General features: G+C 33.0%; 11 protein-coding genes. All 11 read left to right on the forward strand.

Annotated features, from left to right (window positions below; translation table 11 throughout):
• The first annotated feature begins 532 nt into the window (after positions 1–532).
• Complete coding sequence (locus AC1DLM_RS33925; protein ID WP_477572445.1) at positions 533–805, forward strand: hypothetical protein; 273 nt, start codon at positions 533–535, stop codon at positions 803–805.
• A 407-nt stretch (positions 806–1,212) separates the two neighbouring features.
• The gene (locus AC1DLM_RS33930) at positions 1,213–1,920 is read left to right on the forward strand and encodes a hypothetical protein (protein WP_441991644.1); all 708 of its coding nucleotides are present in this window, start codon (positions 1,213–1,215) and stop codon (positions 1,918–1,920) included.
• A gap of 36 nt (positions 1,921–1,956) precedes the next feature.
• Positions 1,957–2,547 carry a DUF2441 domain-containing protein gene (locus AC1DLM_RS33935; protein WP_441991643.1) on the forward strand — a complete coding sequence of 197 codons (591 nt, stop codon included), beginning with the start codon at positions 1,957–1,959 and terminating at the stop codon, positions 2,545–2,547.
• A 45-nt stretch (positions 2,548–2,592) separates the two neighbouring features.
• Entirely contained in the window at positions 2,593–3,033 is a 441-nt protein-coding gene (locus AC1DLM_RS33940; RefSeq protein ID WP_441991642.1) for a GNAT family N-acetyltransferase, read from the forward strand.
• Between the two features lie 21 nt (positions 3,034–3,054).
• Entirely contained in the window at positions 3,055–3,186 is a 132-nt protein-coding gene (locus AC1DLM_RS33945) for a hypothetical protein (protein ID WP_441991641.1), read from the forward strand.
• A gap of 266 nt (positions 3,187–3,452) precedes the next feature.
• Positions 3,453–3,842, forward strand: coding sequence for a hypothetical protein (locus AC1DLM_RS33950; RefSeq protein WP_441991640.1), 390 nt, complete (start codon positions 3,453–3,455; stop codon positions 3,840–3,842).
• A gap of 66 nt (positions 3,843–3,908) precedes the next feature.
• Entirely contained in the window at positions 3,909–4,421 is a 513-nt protein-coding gene (locus AC1DLM_RS33955; RefSeq protein WP_477572446.1) for a hypothetical protein, read from the forward strand.
• A 22-nt stretch (positions 4,422–4,443) separates the two neighbouring features.
• Positions 4,444–4,944 carry a hypothetical protein gene (locus AC1DLM_RS33960; RefSeq protein WP_477572447.1) on the forward strand — a complete coding sequence of 167 codons (501 nt, stop codon included), beginning with the start codon at positions 4,444–4,446 and terminating at the stop codon, positions 4,942–4,944.
• Between the two features lie 27 nt (positions 4,945–4,971).
• Positions 4,972–5,373, forward strand: a complete 402-nt coding sequence (locus AC1DLM_RS33965; protein WP_441991637.1) for a hypothetical protein — start codon at positions 4,972–4,974, stop codon at positions 5,371–5,373.
• Between the two features lie 82 nt (positions 5,374–5,455).
• On the forward strand, positions 5,456–5,974 hold the full coding sequence (locus AC1DLM_RS33970; protein ID WP_441991636.1) for a DUF3841 domain-containing protein: 519 nt from the start codon (positions 5,456–5,458) through the stop codon (positions 5,972–5,974).
• Between the two features lie 101 nt (positions 5,975–6,075).
• Positions 6,076–7,254 (forward strand): DUF6602 domain-containing protein (locus AC1DLM_RS33975; protein WP_477572448.1); only part of this gene is annotated, 1,179 nt, incomplete at its 3' end.

Consider the following 7,254-nt stretch of genomic DNA (forward strand, 5'->3'; position numbering starts at 1 on the left):
AACTGAGGGTTGCGTGTCCTTGGTTTATTGATCATGTACAAATGGGCACTTCTATTTGTAGCATTTTCAATTCTAGCTTTCAATTGGACAAGTTCCGCCATTGTAGTCATTATCGGTTCACTCCTCAAGAATGACAAAAAGGGGGAGAGAGTGAAAAAAAGCGTTGCTTTAACCCAAGCTTCCATAATTCGCTGCTTTCCGCGATTAAATGCCAATTTTATTATAAAGCATCTACCAATACCTGGAAACATGTATGTCTTTAGCACTACTTAAGTTCATTTTTTAGCGAAGTATATTTTATACTAAGTACAACAAACGAATTCCAAAATTCATGAGTCAATTAGAACGGGACAGATTCTATGTTTTTACAGAAGATGGTTACATGTCTGGTAAGTCTGGTCGTGCTGATGATTACATAATCACCATAGTTAATGATGAAATCTTAGTTGAAATAAACGCTGATAAGATATTATAAAAATAAATACTTGGCGATTACAGGAGTTGCATAGAACCCCAAAAGTATTTAGTTTCCATGAGTCTTGACCTTGAAAGATTGAAAAATTATTCACAGGAACAAATCTGGAGAGAAGAAATTGAACGCAGATATGAATTTTKGAGAGAAGTTAATTTAAATACACCTGTTGATATTAAGGATTTGGCAAAGAGTGCAGCAAGTAACTTTATTTACTTAGTTGGCGGCATATTGGTTCTCGTAGTATTAATATATTTGCTAACGCTCTTGCCTTCAAGTGACTGCGTTGAAGCGGATAGATTTGGTGTACACCAAGTTTGTGGAGATGATTGAATACTTTAAAAGGATTTGTTCAGAATGTTAGGTTACATATGCATGATTAAATAGTCGTATACACAATACACTACAACGACAAATGGTGGAAGCTGAGGTAGAGGTTTCAATGGGGCTTAGTATTGATGACGCAGAGGTTTTACATGCAGCTCTAGGTAGAATTTTGAGAAGATTTAAAAATGAAGAAGTAATAGACTAAAGATTAATTTAAGTCAGCCAAGAGCTGGCTTTTTTGTTGTATAATTACTAGAATGCAATGGGAAATTCAGGGTTTTTAATCTAATGATAGAATGGTTTTATCTTCATTGACATTGACAAAAATATATTGCCGAAATGGAGAGTCATGTCATAAGTTTAAATAAATTAGTGATTTCATTTATTCAAAATATTTTATTGGAGGACTCAAAATGTCAATTCAAGATGAGTTGAAAAATACCAAAGGCGATTACGTTCATGCGACTGTCAAGGCCGCCGCGAGCAGTGTTCCTGTTGTTGGAGGGTTACTGTCTGAAGTTTTTGGGCTTGTTGTTGCTGCTCCTGCAGATAAGAGAAAAGAAAATATTATTATATTACTTGATGAACGCTTAAGAGAGATTGAAGCTAAGGTGGATAGTATTAATTTAGATGATCTAGCAACCAATGATCGGTTTCTAAGTACTGTTCTTCAGGTGATTCAAATTTCGATGAGGACACATCAAACTGTAAAGCGTGTTGCGCTAATTAACGCAGCAACAAATGCTGCTGTTTCGATTAGCATTGAAGAGAATCTGCAGCAAATGTTTCTGAATTTTATTGATTCTTTTAATGAATGGCATCTCAAGTTGTTACACTTTTTGAATGATCCTTTTCAGCAACTTAAAGAGGGTGGTCAATTTGTTGAGTTGGGCACGGGGGGAGTCAGACATATTATCAACATGCGATTTCCAGAATTAGTCGGCCAGAAAGAATTTACAAATCAGATTGTGAATGATTTATACAGCAGAGGTCTAATAAGCTCAAATTCAGATATTCTTAATGCAACTATGTCATGGACGGGAATGGTAGCTCCACGTACATCAGATATGGGGAGACAGTTTTTATTGTATATAACTACCCCTTCATTTCTAGAGGAGTAGTATTAATAAAAGGATAGGTTCATCGGGGGTTATAACTTGGAAATAGTAAAAAATGCGGAATTTTTTCACATACAACGAAATAAGCGTTGGGCGGAGAAGGATAACTGGGAAATTGGTAATAAAATTGAAATTGGAACTATTCAAAATAAGTTAATGGAAAGTCGATTTAGCATTAACTATAATATGAATCCAGAACTAGATTTTAAAGCGGAATTCATGAGGTTGAGAAGTAAACAGTTAGATCAACATGATTTAGACTATCTTGACGATATGAGTTTGGTTTGGAAAGAATATATTTTAAAAACAAGAGAGTATCTATTTGAAATTGAGCGAATGCAAATTGACCCGGAGTTACCCTCAAGATTCAATTGCTTATTTGTTACAGACTGGGACGGATTAACTTATTGGAAACCAATATTAGAAAACAATGAGAGTCCAACAATTTATAAGCTGTCGCTAACAGGCCGCATCCATAAGGCACATGACAAATATGTTAGGCTTAACACCCTTAGCCAAGCATACAATCACTTGCAAGCATGGAAGTATTGGACTGGAGTAGATGTAGATCAGCAAGGATATGAGTATTTATTTGAGGGAAAGGCAGAGGTATTGGAGATTATCAAGTAACTTAAAAGGTTGATTTCATAAGTGTTTTCAGGAGGGAAAGTTCCAATGAATGAATTAATCATTAAAGAGAAGTTAAATAAAGCAGGAATGAAAATTCAAGCAATATTCAACCTTACTAAACTAAAGAAAAACGCAAATGGATTACAGCAAATATTTGTCGTCGATTCTTCTAATGACGAAAAGCTTGGATATCTTGACTTTGAATATTGTGGAGATGGTACTCTACTCATTATAGGCTTCCATTCTGATGAAATTTATAGGGGGAATGGTCACGGTCGTATGATGCATGAGTTACTATTAGAGATAGCACCCACTGTTGAAAATGAAGCTTTAAAACAGGGCTTTAAGAGAAAATTAACCTATATTGATGGAAAGATAAGAGAACATGGGATTAGCAAAAGCGAATTGATAGAAATTTATAAAAAACTTGGATATGAAATTATTGATAACGAACGTATTAAATATGATATTCAAATAAATAAATAATTTCATAAGGTGGAAAATACATTGGAAGACCGTGAAATAGAGCTTGAGTCTCAAATAGCAGAATTATTAAAAGCACTAAATAAAGTGCGTGAGTACGAAGACATTTATGGCAACAAGGAAAGTCTTAAAGTTAAAAAACAACGATTTGATTAGAAAAGAGTGTGATACTCCAATGTTGAAAGTGTTATTTATGAATCCCAATGGAGACAACTTAGACAGCCGCGACATGTCATTGGAGCAATTACAGGCACTCAAATTCGCAGATAAGGTTGATTTATGAGCTGTTTCATTTGCCATTGCCGATACAGCATACAACGTGAATATAGAAGGAGTTATATGTGTGGTTGAAGTGACAAAAAAGCAATATTAAGTTGAAATTGGGAATAGGATATTAAAAAAGAGAATAGGAAGTGAATCTCTTGGAAATTAATGAAGAACTCCCATTGATTAAAGTCACGAGCCACATGTTAAAACAATCATATGATTCACGTTGGTACTCTTATATTACCTATTTTCCAATTGCTTATATAATTTATGTATTTTCAGGATTTTTGTGGGCTGTATTGCTAGGGGCGATAATTACTGCAATTTTTAACCTGATATTGTTTAAGATATTATTCGGTAAGGCAGCCTTTAACTCTCACTATTTTTATAATTGTCCGAATTGTAATTATGAGATGATCTTTTGGATATTTGGCAAAGAAACGAAGTTAGCAGATTCTAAAACTCAAATAAGATGTCCTAAATGTGCAGGATATCATATTGTTGATTATCGATACGATGGAAATATGAAAATATTGAAAGATTAGGTTACTATCTTTAAAACAAATATTTAATAGGGGGTGAATTTTATTAAACCTATTTATGACTCTATTATGGAGATTATTAAATCAATTGAACTGATTCTTGAGAATAAATTAATTCAACCAACATTAATTTTGATATATAGCGGAATTGATATCGTTGCATCGTTAACAGTTCCAATTAAAAGAGATGTACAGAGAAAAGATTTTGAGGAATGGGTCAATAAATACATGGTACCTCATTTTGATAAACCTTTAACCGCAAAAGRCATATATGCTGCTAGATGTGCAGTACTTCATACAATGAAAGCTGAATCTAAGTTGTCTAAAGAAGGTCAAGCTTCACAGATATATTATGTTCATGGCGATAAAAAAGAAGAAGAACTTCAATTTTACGTTGATTTACTAGGAGATTCTCATAAGGTTATTCATATTGAGAAGCTTTTGAAGTATTTTAGAATGGGGATTGCTGATATGTTTGAAAATCTAGATAAGGATGAAAATTTATTAATTAATATGAAAAATAGATCTAGAGTAATTCTATCAAATACCAGCCTTACAGAATTTGAAAAGTACTTAAAATAATACTTTTTATGGGGGCTAGATTGTGAGAGAAAACAAAAGTGGAATTCCAATTCACAAGTGTCCAGATCCTTTTATGATGAATGAAAACGATGTTAACAATGCAGTTGCAATTTTCTTTAAACAGAGTGGCGTAAAAGTTCAAAAGCTTGCAATTAATACACAGACAGGCATAGATGTGTTAGGTACAAAAGATGGTTATACATTAATTGTTGAATCTAAAGGCTCAATGGCTAACAAGCAGAATGAATATGTGTTTGGCAACGGTCAGATTAAGAAACATGTTGGTGTTCAATTGTATTATTTAATTAAGCAATTTCAATCTTCAACAAATAAAACTTTATTAATTTTAGCAAACCCTGACATTCCAAGAATTAGAAATTGTATAGATGATATTTCACGTACCATAGAAATTTTAGGTTTCATTAAGATGTGGGTCAAAGAGGACAAATCTGCATATATTGAATCTCCTGAAATTCACATGGCTACAATTGAAAAATTAGGATTATTACCTAATTTACACTAAAACATTTCTTTTAACGGAGGGATATGGATGGATGATATTAAAACTATTGAAGTAAGGTACATTTCATTCCCCGATATTGAAGATGGAATTCTTGGTTTTTACAGAGATGTAGTGGATCATGAGTGCATGTCACCTAGATACTTTTATAAACAAAGCGAGAAGTCCAGCGGTTTCTGTCATATACGTACACCAGATGAAATGGATAATTTGGCGAAGCAAATCAACGCGATGTCAAGGCTGGAATTCCAAGAAGATAAGAGACAGAAAGGCTTTAAGACTTGGTTAAATGCATATGCTTTGTATTTATCAGAAGAATTAGGTAAAGCTCTCCAGAACGGTGGGGTTCGTATTGTGATTGGAGATGTTGAATTGCTATTTAAATGTCCTAATGGAAAGTTCGTGCCATGGAAGGGGCATTCAGGGGTGTAATATAAAACACTTTTTTACCTATAACCCTTCTAGGGTTCTGTTCATATGATCAATAAAGAATGTATTGAAGGTGTGATTGGGAATGACACTCTATTGGAGTCTTATTGATGAAGATCGTTGGAATTACATGCAAAATCTAGGCTACCTTATAGGAGAAGAGCAAAATGCAATGTATCCCAAAGAGTATCTTTGGATGATGGAGCAAATGAAGCAGCGACTACCTAATTACACTGGGGAATATCCAGTGTGGCTGTGGATCAAGAAACCAGATCTGCGTTCCCTTTATACTTATTATTTTGAAAGTAAGATGCGCTATGTTAGGCTTACAATCGAATTACACGAGGAAGATGTATTAGTATCTTGTTTTGATAACTGGCATTCGGTTCTTAATGATTCATTCTGTGCAGATGATCAAAAAGAATCTAATGATTTTAAGGAAGGAAAGTTAAGTATTACAAAGGAAGAAAGTTGGCTAAGAATTTTTGATTTTACACGTGATAGAGACCCGAGGTGGTTAGGGGCAGGAGACTATAGGCAAGGAGTAACAGGTAAGATTACCATAAATAAAGTGAAAAAAGTTGAACATTTTGTAAGAAGATAACAACTTAATGATAATACCGCGGTATTGCAATGAAAGAATGATTTTATGGTAAGAAGTGGAGTAACGCTCAGACTTATTTATAACGGGAAGGAACTATTATTATGTCAAATTATTACTTGAACGAAATTATTAATCAACAGATTTATAAGTTTTCCTTGGATTTTTGTCACTGGGCCCCCAAATTATTCGCTCATGAAAAAAAACCTTTAATTCATACTGGCGAATTTGGCATGTACAGGGAAGAGGTAGCAAGAACTTTTCTGAGAAATGTTGTATCTAAAAAATTTGAAGTTAATCATGGTTTTATTTTAAATCCTCATGAAGGTAACGAAGGGATAAGCACACAATGTGATATTGTCATTTATGATAAAATTTCAACACCATTTTTTGAGGATGGATCAGCAAAATTTTTCCCAATGGAAACAGTTGTAGCTATAGGTGAGGTCAAGTCAGATCTTAATAAAACTGAATTAGCAACTGCCCTGAACAAATTAGCTGCAGTAAAGAAAAAAAAAGAAACTTTAACTGATGTAACAACACTATCAAGATTTCAGCTAGATGCACATTTTGAAGATGAAATAAAAAAGTATGAAAGGGTTTTTTTTGATAAAGTCCCATGTCAATTTTGGAACCAGGCTACGCCTACTTTCAAGGATCGTATTGAGCGAATAAATCAATTGACTATTAATAATKAAGAAAAAAAACAATTAAAGTACTATTCGTTAGAAATAGAAAGGCTAAAGAAACTTAGAGATAGATTGGATTTTAATATTAGATATTTTCATACAGATCATGTTTTTACATTTCTAATTTGTAACAAAATTACAGACGTTCCGTTAAATGAACTTCCAAATGTGATTGCAGATATATATAAATCTTCAAAGGTAAAAAGAATACATAGACACAATATGATTCTTAGTTTACAAGACGGTCTTTTAATATATATTGATCCCTTTAACCCTAAAGATGGAAATCATAAGTATTTTCCATTTCCTAATAAATGGAACAGGAAATTAAAAAATATTTTTGTGCCTGTAGTTAATGGGAGTACAAAGTTTGAATTAACTAATTTTATCGTTAAAGAACTAGAAGAAATGAAAATTAAAAGCTCAAAAACAAAATTCGATCTAAAAAAGGCTGATTTTTTAGAGAAAGTCAGTAAATATATCGTAAAAGAATTTAGAGATATTGAAGGGAAACCTCTAACTGAAACCGATGTAAAAGAGATTTTTGATGATTTATTCAATATGAGGAAAAATAAGATTACTACTGGTAGACAT

This window comes from Paenibacillus sp. 01T442 (assembly GCF_056398345.1).